The organism is Streptomyces sp. NPDC001617 (assembly GCF_053596855.1).
Map to the genome: position 1 here is coordinate 83786 of NZ_JBSFHA010000026.1, position 15762 is coordinate 99547.

Consider the following 15762-nt stretch of genomic DNA (forward strand, 5'->3'; position numbering starts at 1 on the left):
CGATGTCCTTTCCTCTGCTGACAGCGACGGCGGTGCTCCCGGCGATCGGGGCGATCGCCACGGCCGCCGTGCCGGCCGCGCAGCGCACCGCGGCCAAATGGCTGGCGCTGACCGTCTCGCTCGCCACCCTCGCCCTCGCGATCACCATCCTGGTCCGCTTCGACCCGGACGGCGGCCGCTACCAACTCACCGAATCCCACGCCTGGATCGCCGACTTCGGCGTCAGGTACGAACTGGGCGTGGACGGTATCGCGGTGGCGCTGATCGCGCTGACCGCCCTGCTGATGCCGTTCATCATCCTCGCGGGCTGGCACGACGCCGACCCGCTGGAGACCGGGAACAAGCGGTGGCGGCCGACGCAGGGCTTCTTCGCCCTGATCCTCGGCGTCGAGGCGATGGTGATCATCTCCTTCGAGGCCACCGACGTCTTCCTCTTCTACATCTTCTTCGAAGCCATGCTCATCCCGATGTACTTCCTCATCGGCGGCTTCGGGGACCGTGCCCACGAGCACGGCGAGGAGGCGGCGTCGACGCAACGGTCGTACGCGGCCGTGAAGTTCCTCCTCTACAACCTGGTCGGCGGCCTCATCATGCTGGCCGCGGTGATCGGCCTCTACGTGGTCGCCGGGAACTTCAGCCTCCCGGAGATCGTGCAGGCCCGCGCCAACGGCTCGCTCCACATGGCGACCAGCACCGAACGCTGGCTGTTCCTCGGCTTCTTCTTCGCCTTCGCGGTGAAGGCGCCGCTGTGGCCGCTGCACACCTGGCTGCCCAACGCCATGCAGGAGTCCACCGCCCCGGTCGCCGTCCTCATCACGGCGGTCGTCGACAAGGTGGGCACCTTCGCGATGCTCCGCTTCTGCCTCCAGCTGTTCCCGGAGGCCAGCAAGTGGGCGACGCCCGTGATCCTCGTACTCGCCCTGATCAGCATCGTCTACGGGGCACTGCTCGCGGTCGGCCAGCGGGACATCAAGCGGCTGGTGGCGTACGCGTCGATCTCGCACTTCGGCTTCATCATCATGGGCATCTTCGCGATGACCAGCCAGGGTCAGTCCGGCGCGACGCTCTACATGGTCAACCACGGCATCTCCACCGCCGCGTTGATGCTGGTCGCGGGCTTCCTGATCTCCCGGCGCGGCTCGCGGCTCATCGCCGACTACGGCGGTGTGCAGAAGGTCGCCCCGGTGCTCGCCGGCACCTTCCTGATCGGCAGCCTGGCGACCCTCTCGCTTCCCGGTCTCGCCCCGTTCGTAAGCGAGTTCCTGGTCCTGGTCGGCACGTTCACGCGCTACCCGGCGATCGGCATCATCGCGACCTTCGGCATCGTACTCGCCGCGCTCTACACCCTCGTCCTCTACCAGCGGACGATGACGGGCCCGGTGAAGCAGGAGGTCTCCGCGATGCCGGACCTCAGGGCGCGTGAGCTGGTGGTCGTCGCCCCGCTGATCGTGCTGCTGATCTTCCTGGGCGTCTACCCGAAGCCGGTGACGGACATCGTCAACCCGGCGGTGAAGTCGACCCTGTCCGACGTACACAAGAAGGACCCCAAGCCCTCGGTGGAGGCGGCCAAGTGAGCGCAACAGCCGTCCACAGCCTGTGGACAACGGCGGCAACCGCAGCCGATCCGATCTCCAAGATCCCCGCGCCGAAGATCGAGTACGGGCAGTTGTCGCCCACCTTGATCGTCTTGGGTGCGGCGATCGTCGGGGTGCTGATCGAGGCCTTCGTGCCGCGCAAGTCCCGTTACTACGCCCAGGTGTTCGTGTCGGCCGTAGCGCTCTGTGCCGCCTTCGCGGCGGTCGTCGCGCTCGCGGCAGACGGCTACGGCACCACCAAGGCGCACATCGCGGCGATGGGCGCCATCGCGGTCGACGGGCCGTCCCTGTTCCTGCAGGGCACGATCCTGCTGTCCGGACTGGTCGGCCTGTTCACCTTCGCCGAGCGGCGCCTGGACCCGGAGGTGCACGGCAACCGCGTCGACTCCTTCGCCGCGCAGGCCGCGTCCGTACCGGGCAGCGACAGTGAGAAAGCCGCGGTCAAGGCCGGTTTCACCACCACCGAGGTCTTCCCGCTCCTGCTGTTCGCGATCTCCGGGATGCTGGTCTTCCCGTCGGCCAACGACCTGCTGACGCTCTTCGTGGCCCTGGAGGTCTTCTCCCTCCCGCTGTACCTGCTCTGCGCCCTGGCCCGCCGCAAGCGGCTCATGTCGCAGGAGGCCGCGGTCAAGTACTTCCTGCTCGGCGCGTTCGCCTCCGCGTTCACGCTGTTCGGCATCGCACTGCTGTACGGGTACGCGGGCTCGGTGTCGTACGCGACGATCGCGCGGGTCGTCGACGGCACGGTCACCAACGTCGACCCGGCGCTCGCCGACACCATGGGCAATGACGCGCTGCTGCTGGTCGGCGGCGCGATGATCGTCATGGGGCTGCTGTTCAAGGTCGGCGCCGTCCCGTTCCACATGTGGACGCCGGACGTCTACCAGGGTGCGCCGACCCCGGTGACCGGGTTCATGGCCGCGGCGACGAAGGTGGCGGCGTTCGGCGCGCTGCTCCGCCTGCTCTACGTCGTCCTGCCCGGCCTGCGCTGGGACTGGCGGCCGGTCATGTGGGCCGTCGCGATCGTCACCATGCTGGGCGGTGCGATCGTCGCGATCACGCAGACCGACATCAAGCGGCTGCTGGCGTACTCGTCCATCGCGCACGCGGGATTCATCCTCGCGGGTGTCATCGCGACGTCGAAGGACGGCGTCTCGTCCGTCCTCTTCTACCTGGGCGCGTACTCCTTCGTGACCATCGGCGCCTTCGCCGTGGTGACGCTGGTGCGCGACGCGGGCGGCGAGGCGACACACCTGTCCAAGTGGGCCGGGCTGGGCCGTCGTTCGCCGCTGGTGGCGGCCGTGTTCGCGGTGTTCCTGCTGGCCTTCGCCGGCATCCCGCTGACCTCCGGCTTCGCCGGGAAGTTCGCCGTGTTCAAGGCGGCGGCGCAGGGCGGGGCGGCCCCGCTGGTCGTGATCGGTGTGATCTCGTCCGCGATCGCGGCCTTCTTCTACATCCGCGTGATCGTGCTGATGTTCTTCAGCGAGCCGCGGCCGGAGGGTCCGACGGTCGCCGTGCCGTCGCCGCTGACGATGACGGCGATCGGCCTTGGTGTGGTGGTCACGCTGGTGCTCGGTGTGGCGCCGCAGTACTTCCTGGACCTGGCCAGCCAGGCGGGAGTGTTCGTGCGCTGAGCACCGTACAGGCGAAGGCCCCGGTTCCCGCTCGGCGGGAGCCGGGGCTCTTTCGTCCGTGCTCAGTGGCTCGTGCCGCTCATCCCGCTCATCCCGCTCATCCCGCTCGTGCCGCTCGTGCCGCTTGTGCCAGTCATCCCGCTCATCCCGCTCGTACCGGCGGTGGACGGGCACTTCACGTCCGGGTTCCAGGGGAAGAAGAGCCCGCTGGGGTTCGGCTTGTAGAGCCAGGCGTGCAGGTCGTAGTGGGTCGGCATGCCCTTGTAGTGGCCCGGCATCGGCCCCTGGAACGCCTGGCCCAACATATGGGGCCGCGGCATGTTCTTGTCGGTGAGCGGAACAACCCACTCCACGCCGACGAGCCTGCGTCCCCCGAACCCGTCGTCCTCGTAGAGGAGGCCACCGGGAACCTTCGGGTCGAGGGAGCCGAAGTGGCCCGGGTTGAAGTAGTGGTAGCCCATGGCGCCGTGGCCCGACCTGTCGACGGTGCAGTCATGGGCGACGTAGCCGTCGGCGAGCGCGTTCGGCTCATAGGCGTACTTCGCCGTGACCGCGTACGTCTCGGCGAGTTGTCCCAGGACGGAGACATCCGGGCCGGGAGGGTCGGCGTGGGCGGGCGCGGCGACCGGCGTGAGGGCGAGGGCGGCGGCGAGGGCGAGGGCGGCCTGGGCGAGACGAGAGGGCATCGGGGGGACCTCCTTGGAAACGCGCGGTACGGACCTCGGTCCGTGAGCGGACCGGGCGGGCCGGCCCCCGGCCCGCCCGAGCAGCTTCTTCCGGGTGCGGGGTGCCCGCCATGCGGGCAAGGCCATTGGACTGAGCGGTCGGCCGGACGGGGACATCCATGCGGCCGAGGCGGCCGGCCGGGCCGGACTGGCGTTCGCCTCACGTACGAGCCTGTGGATAACTCCGGCGCTGTCGGCGCCGACCCCTATCGTGGAGGCAGTGGTCGAGGGACGACGCACGGGGGACGAGCGATGCACGGAATGGGCGGGACGGTTGTGACGACCGAGGTACACACGCCTGCGGCACACGGCGGGAGCGAGGCGCTGGCCACGCTCCACCGCGTCTTCGGGTACGACAGCTTCCGCGGCGAACAGGAAGCGGTCATCGAGCATGTCGTGGCCGGCGGCGACGCCGTGGTCCTCATGCCGACCGGTGGCGGCAAGTCGCTGTGCTACCAGATTCCCTCCCTGGTCAGACCTGGTACGGGAATCGTGGTGTCCCCGCTCATCGCGCTGATGCAGGACCAGGTGGACGCGCTGCGGGCGCTCGGCGTGCGCGCCGGGTTCATGAACTCCACGCAGGACTTCGACGAGCGGCGGGTGGTCGAGGCCGAGTTCCTGGCCGGCGAGCTGGACCTGCTCTACCTGGCACCGGAGCGGCTGCGTCTGGACTCCACCCTGGACCTCCTCTCCCGTGGCAAGATCGCGGTCTTCGCGATCGACGAGGCGCACTGCGTGTCCCAGTGGGGCCACGATTTCCGCCCCGACTACCTCGCCCTCTCCCTGCTGGGCGAGCGCTGGCCGGACGTCCCGCGGATCGCGCTCACGGCGACGGCCACGGACGCGACGCACCAGGAGATCACCCAGCGCCTGCACATGCCGACGGCCCGGCACTTCGTGGCGAGCTTCGACCGGCCCAACATCCAGTACCGGATCGTGCCCAAGGCCGACCCGAAGAAGCAGCTCCTGGCCTTCCTGCGGGACGAGCACGCGGGCGACGCGGGCATCGTGTACTGCCTGTCCCGCAAGTCGGTGGAGTCGACGGCGGAGTTCCTGTCCCGCAACGGCATCGAGGCGGTGCCTTACCACGCGGGCCTGGACGCGGGCACCCGCGCGGCACACCAGTCCCGCTTCCTGCGGGAAGAAGGCCTGATCGTGGTCGCGACCATCGCCTTCGGTATGGGCATCGACAAGCCGGACGTCCGCTTCGTCGCCCACCTCGACCTGCCGAAGTCCGTCGAGGGCTACTACCAGGAGACGGGCCGCGCGGGCCGTGACGGACTGCCCTCCACGGCCTGGATGGCGTACGGCCTCAACGACGTCATACAGCAGCGCAAGCTGATCCAGTCCGGCGAGGGCGACGAGGCCTTCCGTCGCAGGGCCGCCGCCCACCTGGACTCGATGCTGGCGCTGTGCGAGACGGCCCAGTGCCGTCGCGGCCAGCTCCTCGCCTACTTCGGCCAGGACCCGGACCTGCCGGGCTGCGGCAACTGTGACACCTGTCTCACCCCGCCGGAGACCTGGGACGGCACCGTCGCCGCGCAGAAGGTGCTGTCGACGGTGGTGCGGCTGCAGCGGGAGCGGGGACAGAAGTTCGGCGCGGTGCAGATCGTCGACATCCTGCTGGGCAAGCGCACCGGCAAGGTCATCCAGTTCGACCACGACCAGCTGTCCGTGTTCGGCATCGGCCAGGACCTCGAAGAGGGCGAATGGCGGGGTGTCGTAAGGCAGTTGCTGGCGCAGGGGCTGCTCGCGGTCGAGGGCGACTACGGCACGCTGGTGCTGACCGAGGCGAGCGGCTCGGTGCTGCGGCGGGAGCGGGAGGTGCCGCTGCGCAAGGAGCCGAAGAAGCCGGCGACCGCACGATCGGCGTCCGGCTCCTCCGGCAAGGGCGAGCGCAAGGCCAAGGCCGCGGCGGCCGAGCTGCCCGAGGCACTCCAGCCGGCCTTCGAGGCCCTGCGCGGCTGGCGAGCCGAACAGGCCAGGGAGAACGGCGTCCCGGCCTACGTCATCTTCCACGACGCCACGCTCCGCGAGATCGCGACCATCTGGCCGACGTCGGTAGGGCAGCTGGGCGGCATCAGCGGGGTCGGCGAGAAGAAGCTGGCGACATACGGGGAGGGCGTCCTGGCGGTGCTGGCCTCGTTGGGCGAAGCACCGGATGCGGCTCCGACGGCCGCCGATGCGCCGGGTGCGGCTCTGACGGCCGCCGATGCGCCGGGCGCCGAGGACGACTGGCCCGAGATGGACGCGGAGCCGGAACCGGACTGGATATAGGAGCCGGAACCGGACTGGACGGAGCTGATCGGCCGCGACAGAGCGGTCGCGGCCCCCGACCTGACCTGCCACGCCTGGGCGGACAGGGCGGCCACGGCACGAGCGGCGAGGCGCCGGGCAGCCGGTGGTACCGAGCGCGGCGTAGGCGGCGCCTTGGACCAGGGCATCGGGGCATCGGTGAGGGCGGTCAGGGCAGCGAGCGTGATGCCGGAGTCGGCGTCGGGTGCGGGTGTGGTGCCCCGCGGGTCGACCGGGAGGCCGGCGGAGGCGACGGTATCGGTCGCCCTCGGGCCGGTCGTGTCGCCGGCGGCAGCTCCATCGTCCGCGCCACCTGCGTCGCTCGCATTTGGGAGTGTTGCGCCACTTGTCAGGGCGTCAGGTAGGGCGTCGACCTGCAGAAACGGCTGTCATGGGGCAACATCTGCCACATCGTCCCGGCTCAGCTCACAGCGTGACGATCACGCCAGCGCCGACAACCCGGGCCCGAACACGATCAGCAGCGGCAGCAGCGGAACCAACGTGGCGACCGCCGTCGCCAGCGCCCTCCGTCGGCGCCCGAGCCGCGGCGGCGGCTGCAGCAACCGGTCCACCCGCTCACCCAGCAGCCGATGACTCGACGAACACGACAGCACCCCCCGATGCTGGTTCAGCTCGATCAGCGCCAACGCGGTCGTCAGATGCCCGCACCGCCGCGACGCCGTGTCGTCCGCCGCCAGCTCCACCAACCGGTGTGTCTGGTCGCAGAAGTGGGCGAACAACGGCACTCGCGGAAACCCCGTGGCCAGCGCGGTCGACAGATGCAGCAGCCAGTCGTGATGGGCCCGCGCGTGATCCTGCTCATGGGTGAGTACGGCGTCCAGCTGCGGGTCGGTCAGCCGGTGCAGCGCCCCTGTCGTCACGACCAGCTGCGGTGGATGCCCCGGCATCCACCAGGCGTCGGGATACTCGTCCTCCAGCACCAGCAGCGGCCCCCGAGCCACCGCCTCCAGCCCGGCCGGCAACTCGGGCGCCCGCTCGCGCAGATGCGCCCGGGTCACCCCGCGCCGCCGCCGCGCCTCGACGAGTTCACGGGCGAGCATCGCGGTGGTCCAGGCGGCACCACAGGCCAGCAGCAAGGTGAGCGCGGCGGCCCACGCGGGCGCGGAGGACAGGTCGTACGCGGCGGTCACCGCGGGCGGCGCGGGCGCGAACAGCTGGGCGCGCACCGTACCGAAGACGGCTGCCGCCCCCAGCGCCAGCGCCGTCAGACAGCACAGCAGGACGGTGGCGACCAGGCACTGCCACACCCACAGCGCGACAACGGGCTCCCGCTCGGGCCAGCCGGCCCGCATCAGGGCACGCGGGACCGGCACGGCGGCCGTCAGGACGACGACGCTCAGCAGGAGCAGGCAGAAGATCATGCCGCGGGCTCCGGTTCCTGTTCGGAGGAAGGGGCGAGGGCGGGGGCGGCCGGCCCAGGGCCGTCCGCCGCCAGTATGACGGCGAAGACGGCGGGAGTCAGGAGACGAGAACGACCCACTACGTCACGTGAAGCAGCGGTCACCCGCCCTCCGTCACCCCGAACTCCCCGTCACCCCGCCACGATCCGCCCCGCGACCTCCCCGAGCCCCACCCGGCTCCCGCCCGCCCCAGGCGCCCAAGCCGTCAGTGTCACCACGTCCCCGTCCTCCAAGAACGTCCGCTTGCCCTCCGGAAGTTCCAGCGGATCTCGTCCGTTCCAGGTCAGCTCCAGCAGCGACCCCCGCTGCCCGGACTCGGGCCCGCTGACCGTGCCGGACCCGTACAGGTCCCCGGTCCGCAGCGAGGCGCCGTTCACCGTCATCTGGGCCAGCTGCTGAGCCGCCGTCCAGTACATGGTGGAGAACGGCGGCTCGGAGACGACATGACCGTTGATCGCGACGGAGATCCGCAGGTCGTATCCACCGGGCTCGGCCCCGGCGTCCTCCAGATACGGCAACAACGCGTGCGTGCGCTCCGGCGGCGCCACGCGCGCGTGCTCCAGCGCCTCCAGCGGAGTGATCCACGCCGACACCGACGTGGCGAACGACTTGCCGAGGAACGGTCCGAGGGGGACGTACTCCCAGGCCTGGATGTCCCGCGCCGACCAGTCGTTGAGCAGGCACAGCCCGAAGACGTGCTCCCGGAAGTCGCCGAGCGCCACCGGCTCGCCCAGCGCGGTCGGCACACCCACCACGAAGCCGACCTCGGCCTCGATGTCGAGCCGGACGGACGGACCGAAGACGGGTGCGGGGTCCGTCGGAGCCTTGCGCTGCCCGGACGGCCGTACGACATCCGTCCCCGACACGACCACCGTCCCCGAGCGGCCGTGGTAACCGATCGGCAGGTGCTTCCAGTTGGGCGTCAGTGAGTCCGCCGCGTCCGGCCGGAAGATCTGGCCGACGTTGCGCGCATGGTTCTCCGAGGAGTAGAAGTCGACGTAGTCCGCGACCTCGAACGGCAGATGCAGCGTCACCGAGGACAGCGGACGGAAGAGGCCCGCAACCTCCTCCCGGCGCTCCGTCACCCAGGAAACCAGCGCCTCCCGCACCTCCGACCAGGTACTACGCCCCGCCGCCAGCAGCGGATTCAGCGTCGGCCGCGCGAGCAGTGAGGCGTGAGGCGAGCCGAGCGCCCGCGCCGCCGCGCCCGCGTCGAGGACATGGTCGCCGAGCCGGACGCCGACCGTCCGCTCGACCGTCCCCGGCACCGAAAACACACCGTACGGAAGGTTGTGCGAACCGAAGGGATCGCCCTCGGGGACATCGAAGGGGGGCATGGGATGCTGCCTCGCTCTCGTGCGTTCCGTGTGGTCAGGCCACACGTTACGGCTGAGTTGCCTGTCCTGGGCAGTGCCTAAAGAGTTTGCAATGTCCGAATTGGGCTTGTCGGACGTGGCAATTCCGGCTTAGCGTCCTTTGGGGGACACGGACGGGGTGGGTCCGGTCCGTAGGGGGGACGCGTGGGGGGACCCGTGGCCAGGAGCGCGAGCCGTGTGCCTTTCGAGGCCGACCGTGACGTGCCGGGCCTGATCGTCAAGTTCGGCGACTATCCGCTGCACCACGGCGGCGTGGGCGCGATCCGCAGTCTCGGCCGCCTCGGCGTGCCCATGTATGCGATCACGGAGGACCGTTACACGCCCGCCGCCTCCTCGCGCTATCTCAAGAAGGCCTTCGTCTGGCCGACCACCGGCACGGAGGACCCGGACCACCTGGTGGAGGGCCTGCTGCGGATCGGGCGCCGTATCGGCCGCCCCACCGTCCTCGTCCCGACCGACGAGGAGGCCGCCGTCCTGATCGCCGAGCACCAGGACGAACTCGCCGGCCGCTTCCTGTTCCCGCGCGTCGAGCCCGCCCTGCCCCGCCGCCTGGCGAGCAAGCAGGGCCTGCACGAACTGTGCGTGGAACACGGCATCCCGAGCCCGACGGCCGCCTTCCCGAAGTCGTACGACGACATCGTGGCCTTCTCCGAGAAGGCCCGCTTCCCGGTGGTGGCCAAGAACCGCGAGGCGTTCCTGCGGCGCACACAACCGGCGGTCAACGGCACGACCAGGATCGCCACCCGCGAGGGCCTGCTCACCCTCGCCCGCGACTGGGGCGAGCACCCCGGTGTGATCCTTCAGGAGTACCTGCCCCGGGAGGACGCCGAGGACTGGATCGTGCACGCCTACTTCGACCAGGACTCCACCCCGCTCGCGATGTTCACGGGTGTGAAGGTGCGCTCCTGGCCGCCGCACGCCGGGATGACCGCGAACGCGTACGTCGTCGACAACCCGGAACTCGCCGACCTCGCCGCGCGCTTCATCAAGGAGATCGGCTTCACCGGCATCGTCGACCTCGACCTGCGCTTCGACCGGCGCGACGGACAGTACAAGCTCCTCGACTTCAACCCGCGCATGGGCGCCCAGTTCCGGCTTTTCGAGAACGAGTCGGGGGTGGACGTCGTCCGCGCCATGCATCTGGACCTGACCGGCCGCTCCGTCCCGGAGGGGGAACAGCGCGCCGGTCACCGGTACATCGTGGAGAACATCGACCTGCCCGCCCTGCTCGCCTACCGCCGCAGCGGCTACACGACGCCGCACGCACCGGCGCGCGCGAGCGGGACGGAGCTGGCCTGGCTCGCGGGTGACGACCCGATGCCGTTCCTCACGATGCTCGCGCGCTTCGTGCGGCCGGGCGCGAAGCATCTGTATCAGCTGTGGCGCACCAACCGCCGCGGCAGCACCACCAGTTCGAGCAGCTAGCCAGCGGTATCAGCCGTATCAGCTGTCCGAGCCGGACACGAAGTGACGAAGTGACGTCCTGGGGAGGGACTTCGTGATTCAACCGGTTGCAGTCATCGGCGCCGGGCCCTTCGGCCTGTCGACCGCCGCCCATCTGCGCGCCCGCGGCATCCCGGTGCGCGTCTTCGGCGAGCCCATGGTCAGCTGGCGCGACCATATGCCCGCCGGCATGCTCCTGAAGTCCACACCGGTCGCCTCCAGCCTGGACGCGCCGCAGCCGGGCCACAACCTGGCCGACTACTGCGACGCCGCAGGCATCAAGCGCCTGGTGACGGACGAGGACATCATCCCGGTCGAGACCTTCATCGCCTACGGCGAGTGGTTCCAGCAGAAGCTGGTGCCCGAGCTGGAGCGGGTGCGGGTGGTGTCGGTGGACCGCCGCAAGGGCGGCGGCTTCGAACTCAAGCTGGACTCGGGCGAGTTGTTCACCGCCCGCGCGGTCGTCGTGGCGACCGGCCTGTCCGGCCTCGCCCACGTGCCCGCCGAACTCGCCACGGCCGCGGCGGACGGACCCACCCCCACGGGCCCGGTCTCGCACAGCTCCCAGCACCACGACCTCACGCGCTACTCCAGCAAGGACCTGATCGTCGTCGGCGCCGGCCAGTCCGCGCTGGAGACGGCGGCGCTGGCCGCGGAGGCGGGCGCGCAGGTACGGGTGGTCTCCCGCGGGAGCGGCAGGGTCGCCTTCGGCGCGCCGCCCTGGAAGCAGCCCAAGCTGCGCCCGGAGTCGCCCTTCGGCCGCGCCTGGTCCCTGTGGGCCCTCAGCTACTACCCGCAGCCCTACCGCTACCTCCCGGCCCAGACCCGTCACTACCTGGTCCGCCGGGTCCTGGGCCCGCTCGGCGCCTGGTGGCTGCGCGACCGCTTCGAGGGCAAGGTCCAGGTCAGCGAGGTCGACCGGATCGTGCGCACGGACGCGGACGGCGCCGGCCCGACGCTGTCGGTGCGCACGCACGGCGGCCAGACGGAGAAGCTGTCGGCCGATCACGTCATCGCGGCGACCGGCTACCGGGTCGACATCGCGGCGATGGACTTCCTCGGCCCCGAGCTGCGCACCCACGTCGCCGTGAGCCGCGGCACGCCCAGGCTGGGCGCCGGATACGTGTCCTCGGTCCCGGGCCTGTACTTCACCGGCCTTCCGGCGGCGGCCTCGTACGGCCCGGTGATGCGCTTCGTGTGCGGCACCGAGTTCGCCTCGCCGAGGCTCGCCAAGCACCTGGCGGCGGCGCACGCCTGATCCCCTCACCACAACGGCCCCCGATCCGTCGGTCCAGTGGGTGCGACAGAACAAGCGTCGCACCCGCCACTGACAACCGGCCGCCCTGGTGATCAAAAGTCAACGGCGGTACGGAAGTTGACCGTGGGACGACGGTGAACGGGGCGGTCGTCCGGTTCGCGATGAGTCGGTGGTGCGTCCTGTCCGTATTCTCTGATCATGGCCGCACCCACCGCGTATGCACTCATCGCCACCGACCTGGACGGCACGCTGCTGAGAGGCGACGACACGCTCTCCGACCGGTCCGTCGCCGCCCTCGCGCGCGTGGCGGAGGCCGGCACCCGGCACCTCGTGGTGACCGGCCGCCCGGCCCCGAGAGTGCGTCCGCTCCTCGACGACCTGGGCAGCGGGGGGCTCGCGGTGTGCGGGCAGGGCGCGCAGGTGTACGACGCCGACGCGGACCGTCTGCTGTGGTCCGTCACCCTTGACCGGGAGCTGGCCGAGACGGCCCTCGGCAAGATAGAGGCCGAGGTCGGCCAGGTGTACGCGGCCGTCGACCAGGACGGCGTGGACGGCCTCACGCTCATCGAGCCGGGCTATCTGATGCCGCACCCCACGCTGCCCGCCGTACGGGTCGACCGGCGCGACGACCTGTGGTGCGAGCCGATCAGCAAGGTGCTGCTGCGTCACCCGGACCTGTCCGACGACGAGTTGGCGGCGACCGCGCGCGCGGTGGTCGGTTCTCTGGCCACCGTCACCATGTCGGGGCCCGGCACCGTCGAACTCCAGCCATGCGGCATCACCAAGGCGACGGGCCTCGCCCTGGCCGCCGAACACCTGGGCCTGGGCCCGCGGGAGACGATCGCCTTCGGGGACATGCCCAACGACATCCCCATGTTCGACTGGGCCGCCCACGGCGTCGCCATGGCCAACGCCCATCCCGAACTCAAGGCGGTGGCCGACGAGATCACCCTGTCGAACGAGGACGACGGCATCGCCGTCGTCCTCGAAAGACTCTTCCCGGGCGCCCGGTAGACAGGCGGCTCGTACGCCTCAGTAGGCGCCCCAGACGTTGTCGATCGACCCGTACCGATGGGCCGCGTAGTTGCAGGCGGCGGTGATGTTGGCGACCGGGTCGTACGGGTCCCACGACGTGCCGCTGACGTGGTACGCGGTGAAGGTCGGGTCGATCACCTGGAGCAGGCCCTTGGAGGGGGTGCCGGCCAGGGCGTTCGAGTCCCAGTTGTTGATGGCGTACGGGTTGCCGGACGACTCACGGATCACATTGCGGTAGATGCCGTTGTACGACCCCGGGATGCCGTGCTGGGCCATGACCTGCAGGGAGGCCCGGATCCAGCCGTCGAGGTTGTTGGCATAGCCCAGCGAGGAGGCGGTGACCACCGACGTGGGGGCCGCGGAGGCGCTGGTCGCGCCGATGACCGGGAGGGCGAGCACGGCGGCGCCCGTACCGATGACGGCGAGCTTGCGGGCGAGGCGGGAGCTTCTGAGGCGGCGGGGCTGAGCGGCAGCAGGCATGACGGGGTTTCCTCTCCGGCGCCTGCGAGGTGAGCTGTCGGGTTCGGGCGGGAGCTGCCCGGCCGCATCGCCGTAAGGCGACACGACTTCACCCCTAGCCGATCCGGAATGTCCGAAGACATCCCGACCCGGCGACTTACCTGGGTTCCCCGCTCCTGCCGTGCGTTCTCGGTAGACGGTTCGGGCGGCGGCAGGATTCGGCGTCCGCCCGACAGGCCGGGAACGTATGCGAGAGCACATGTCCGGAACAAGTGCCGGATTCACTCATCAAGCCGGTTGACCTAGATATGAGGCGTTTGAGGTGCTTGATCCTTTGCGGGTGCCAACCTCAACTGGCATACCGGAGAAGGCGGATCGGTCGAAATGTGCCGGAATGTGGATCATGGATCCGAGTGAGCCAAGTCACGGGCTTTCGCAAGAGTGGTAAATCGGGCAATGAGCCCAACTCGTAGTCAACCGGCTGTCCGTGGAATCCGCTTCTCCCAGGTCCGATGGAAGACGACCTCCCCACCCTCCGTGCAAATCACCTCATTGGATGTGAAAAAGGATTCCCGGTCGCAGGTGATCTCGGACCGTGTACGGATCGTCGTGTCCCAGGCCGCATTCGGACGGTGCAGCCGGATTGACCAGTCCGAGCGGGTGCGGGCCGACAACGGGTCGCTCTCCCGGATCGTGTACGTCTCCAGCGCGTCCTCGGTGAACTCCAGGCCGTCGGGGTACACGCGCGTGCCGCCGTAGCGCGGGCCGACCTCCAGTCGCCACTCGCCCTTGGCCACGTCCCGCACCACCAGCCGCTCGGGGCGCGGCTCGTCCAGCGTGGCGGGGCTCCATCCACCAGCGGCTACGCCGCGGGTCACTCCGAGCGACTCGGCCTGCTCCGGCTCCTCGAAGGTGATCGCCCGCTCGTCCGACGCACGCGCGCGTACCGGAAGTTCCAGTGAACTGCCCGCCGGGTCCAGGGTGAACCCGGCCGCCGAGTCGGCCTGCGGCCACACCCACGGCCAGTACGCGGAGGAGACGGCGAGCCGGATGCGGTGGCCGGCCGGGAAGGCGTACCCGATGCCGTTCAGCTCGAACTCGACGTCCTCGGTGGCGCCGGGGGGCCACGGCACGTCCCTGTCCCGTCCCTGACGGGCCGACAGGTTCAGCACGCCCCGCGTCACGAGGGTCGACGCGCCGTCCGGTGCGAGGTCGCACAGCCGTGCGGCAATCTGACCGCTCTTCACTTCGGAGGTCACCCGCAACCGCACCTTCGGCCGCCCCAGCACCCAGGTCTCCTCACCCACCTCGAAGTCGAAGCACGCCGACCGCGCGTCCTCCTCCCGCTGGTCCGGCGGTAGGTCGGCGTCGTTGCCGAAGGGGAAGAAACGGCCGGCGTCGACGCCTGTGTGCTGCGGTGAGCGGACCGGTACGGGGGCAGTGGTATGTGACATAGCACTGCCCTCAAGGCCGTACGACACCGCCGTCACGTGGGGAGAAGGCCAGGCCGGCTCGCCCACCCAGCGGCCCGGCAGCTTGGCGTACACCGTCGCCGGGGCGTGCGAGTCGCTGATGCAGGAACGCAGCAAGGGCTCGCGCATCGCCCCGGAGTCGATGCCCTTCAGCCAGTGGTCCCACCAGCGCAGGGTCTCCTGGAGGAAGCCGATCGCAGGGCCGGGCGGCAGGCCGTGGTCCGGGTACCGGTGGGGCCAGGGGCCGATCAGGCCGCGGACGCGGTCGGCCGGGAGGTGCTCGACGAGACGCAGCACCGTGTCGCGGTAGGGGTCGTGCCAGCCGCCCACCGCGAGGACGGCGGCCTCGATCGTGCCGTAGTCCTCGCAGACGCTGCCGTGGCGCCAGTAGTCGTCGCGGGTCTGGTGGGCGAGCCAGGTGTGGATGAACGGGTCGACGGCCTCCAGCCGTCCCCGCCACATGTCCCGCCAGATCGGACCGACGTACTCCGGGTCCGGCGGGCGGGAGACGAAGGCGAGCAGGGTCGCCGCCCATGCGTGCATGTCCACCCCGAGGACGGAACCTCCGGTGTAGTGCACGTCGTTGTCATAACGGTCGTCCGTGGAGCAGACCGTGACGATCGCCTTGAGCGGCTCGGGCGCGAGGGCCGCGATCTGGAGGGAGTTGAACCCGCCCCAGGAGATGCCGAACATGCCCACCTTGCCGTCGCACCAGGGCTGCGCGGCAAGCCAGTTGACCACCTCGACGCCGTCGGCGAGTTCCGTCGCCGAGTACTCGTCCGTCGGCATGCCCTCGCTGTTGCCGTGCCCTCGGATGTCGACCCGGACGGAGGCGTAGCCGTGGCCCGCGTACCAGGGATGGCGCTGGTGGTCGCGGGGCGCGGTCCAGTCGGAGAGGCGGTACGGGAGGTACTCCAGGAGCGCCGGCACGGGCTCGTCGGTCAGCGGGCGCCACACGCGCGCGTACAGCAGCGTCCCGTCGGGGAGCGGGATCCAGAGGTCCTCGTGGGCGGTGTCGTAGGGGAAGGACGTACGGATGTGCATGAGCG

11 protein-coding genes and 1 riboswitch are annotated in these 15762 nt (G+C 70.3%); of the genes, 6 read left to right on the forward strand and 5 right to left on the reverse strand.

Features of this window, described 5'->3' with window-relative positions; all coding sequences use genetic code 11:
• Nucleotides 1–2 precede the first annotated feature (2 nt).
• Together ACWC09_RS21140 and nuoN are read left to right on the forward strand one after the other, a co-directional pair.
• On the forward strand, nucleotides 3–1574 hold the full coding sequence (locus ACWC09_RS21140) for an NADH-quinone oxidoreductase subunit M (protein ID WP_450852093.1): 1572 nt from the start codon (nucleotides 3–5) through the stop codon (nucleotides 1572–1574).
• Complete coding sequence (gene nuoN / locus ACWC09_RS21145) at nucleotides 1571–3229, forward strand: NADH-quinone oxidoreductase subunit NuoN (RefSeq protein ID WP_450852094.1); 1659 nt, start codon at nucleotides 1571–1573, stop codon at nucleotides 3227–3229. The genes ACWC09_RS21140 and nuoN overlap by 4 nt, the downstream gene beginning before the upstream one ends.
• Before the next feature lie 62 nt (nucleotides 3230–3291).
• Here the strand turns inward: nuoN and ACWC09_RS21150 are convergent, their stop codons facing one another.
• Complete coding sequence (locus ACWC09_RS21150) at nucleotides 3292–3915, reverse strand: hypothetical protein (protein ID WP_450852095.1); 624 nt, start codon at nucleotides 3913–3915, stop codon at nucleotides 3292–3294.
• A gap of 300 nt (nucleotides 3916–4215) precedes the next feature.
• Between ACWC09_RS21150 and recQ the strand changes: the two genes are divergently transcribed.
• Nucleotides 4216–6231, forward strand: a complete 2016-nt coding sequence (gene recQ, locus ACWC09_RS21155; RefSeq protein WP_450852096.1) for a DNA helicase RecQ — start codon at nucleotides 4216–4218, stop codon at nucleotides 6229–6231.
• Nucleotides 6232–6689: 458 nt separating this feature from the next.
• Here recQ and ACWC09_RS21160 read toward each other — a convergent pair whose 3' ends face one another.
• Together ACWC09_RS21160 and fahA are read right to left on the reverse strand one after the other, a co-directional pair.
• A complete protein-coding gene (locus ACWC09_RS21160; RefSeq protein WP_450852097.1) occupies nucleotides 6690–7631 on the reverse strand; it encodes a M56 family metallopeptidase in 942 nt (313 codons plus the stop codon).
• 170 nt (nucleotides 7632–7801) lie between these two features.
• The gene (fahA, locus tag ACWC09_RS21165) at nucleotides 7802–9007 is read right to left on the reverse strand and encodes a fumarylacetoacetase (protein WP_450852098.1); all 1206 of its coding nucleotides are present in this window, start codon (nucleotides 9005–9007) and stop codon (nucleotides 7802–7804) included.
• A gap of 216 nt (nucleotides 9008–9223) precedes the next feature.
• Between fahA and ACWC09_RS21170 the strand changes: the two genes are divergently transcribed.
• From ACWC09_RS21170 to ACWC09_RS21180, 3 genes are all read left to right on the forward strand, one after another.
• Nucleotides 9224–10471 (forward strand): carboxylate--amine ligase, encoded by a 1248-nt coding sequence (locus ACWC09_RS21170; RefSeq protein ID WP_450852099.1) that lies wholly within the window; start codon nucleotides 9224–9226, stop codon nucleotides 10469–10471.
• Nucleotides 10472–10544: 73 nt separating this feature from the next.
• Nucleotides 10545–11747 carry an FAD-dependent oxidoreductase gene (locus tag ACWC09_RS21175; RefSeq protein WP_450852100.1) on the forward strand — a complete coding sequence of 401 codons (1203 nt, stop codon included), beginning with the start codon at nucleotides 10545–10547 and terminating at the stop codon, nucleotides 11745–11747.
• A gap of 198 nt (nucleotides 11748–11945) precedes the next feature.
• Nucleotides 11946–12761 (forward strand): HAD family hydrolase, encoded by an 816-nt coding sequence (locus ACWC09_RS21180; protein ID WP_450852101.1) that lies wholly within the window; start codon nucleotides 11946–11948, stop codon nucleotides 12759–12761.
• An 18-nt stretch (nucleotides 12762–12779) separates the two neighbouring features.
• On the opposite strand, the gene ACWC09_RS21185 is transcribed toward ACWC09_RS21180, so the two are convergent.
• Nucleotides 12780–13262, reverse strand: coding sequence for a transglycosylase SLT domain-containing protein (locus tag ACWC09_RS21185; RefSeq protein WP_450852102.1), 483 nt, complete (start codon nucleotides 13260–13262; stop codon nucleotides 12780–12782).
• Between the two features lie 4 nt (nucleotides 13263–13266).
• A riboswitch (cyclic di-AMP (ydaO/yuaA leader) is annotated at nucleotides 13267–13459 on the reverse strand.
• A 255-nt stretch (nucleotides 13460–13714) separates the two neighbouring features.
• Nucleotides 13715–15757 (reverse strand): CocE/NonD family hydrolase, encoded by a 2043-nt coding sequence (locus ACWC09_RS21190; RefSeq protein WP_450852103.1) that lies wholly within the window; start codon nucleotides 15755–15757, stop codon nucleotides 13715–13717.
• Nucleotides 15758–15762 lie beyond the last annotated feature (5 nt).

Excerpts from the sequence above, each read along its gene's own strand:
- ACWC09_RS21140 (WP_450852093.1), top strand. The coding sequence starts at position 3 with ATGTCCTTTCCTCTGCTGACAGCGACGGCGGTGCTCCCGGCGATCGGG.
- ACWC09_RS21150 (WP_450852095.1), bottom strand. The coding sequence starts at position 3,915 with ATGCCCTCTCGTCTCGCCCAGGCCGCCCTCGCCCTCGCCGCCGCCCTC.
- recQ (WP_450852096.1), top strand. The coding sequence starts at position 4,216 with ATGGGCGGGACGGTTGTGACGACCGAGGTACACACGCCTGCGGCACAC.
- ACWC09_RS21160 (WP_450852097.1), bottom strand. The coding sequence starts at position 7,631 with ATGATCTTCTGCCTGCTCCTGCTGAGCGTCGTCGTCCTGACGGCCGCC.
- fahA (WP_450852098.1), bottom strand. The coding sequence starts at position 9,007 with ATGCCCCCCTTCGATGTCCCCGAGGGCGATCCCTTCGGTTCGCACAAC.
- ACWC09_RS21180 (WP_450852101.1), top strand. The coding sequence starts at position 11,946 with ATGGCCGCACCCACCGCGTATGCACTCATCGCCACCGACCTGGACGGC.
- ACWC09_RS21185 (WP_450852102.1), bottom strand. The coding sequence starts at position 13,262 with ATGCCTGCTGCCGCTCAGCCCCGCCGCCTCAGAAGCTCCCGCCTCGCC.
- ACWC09_RS21190 (WP_450852103.1), bottom strand. The coding sequence starts at position 15,757 with ATGCACATCCGTACGTCCTTCCCCTACGACACCGCCCACGAGGACCTC.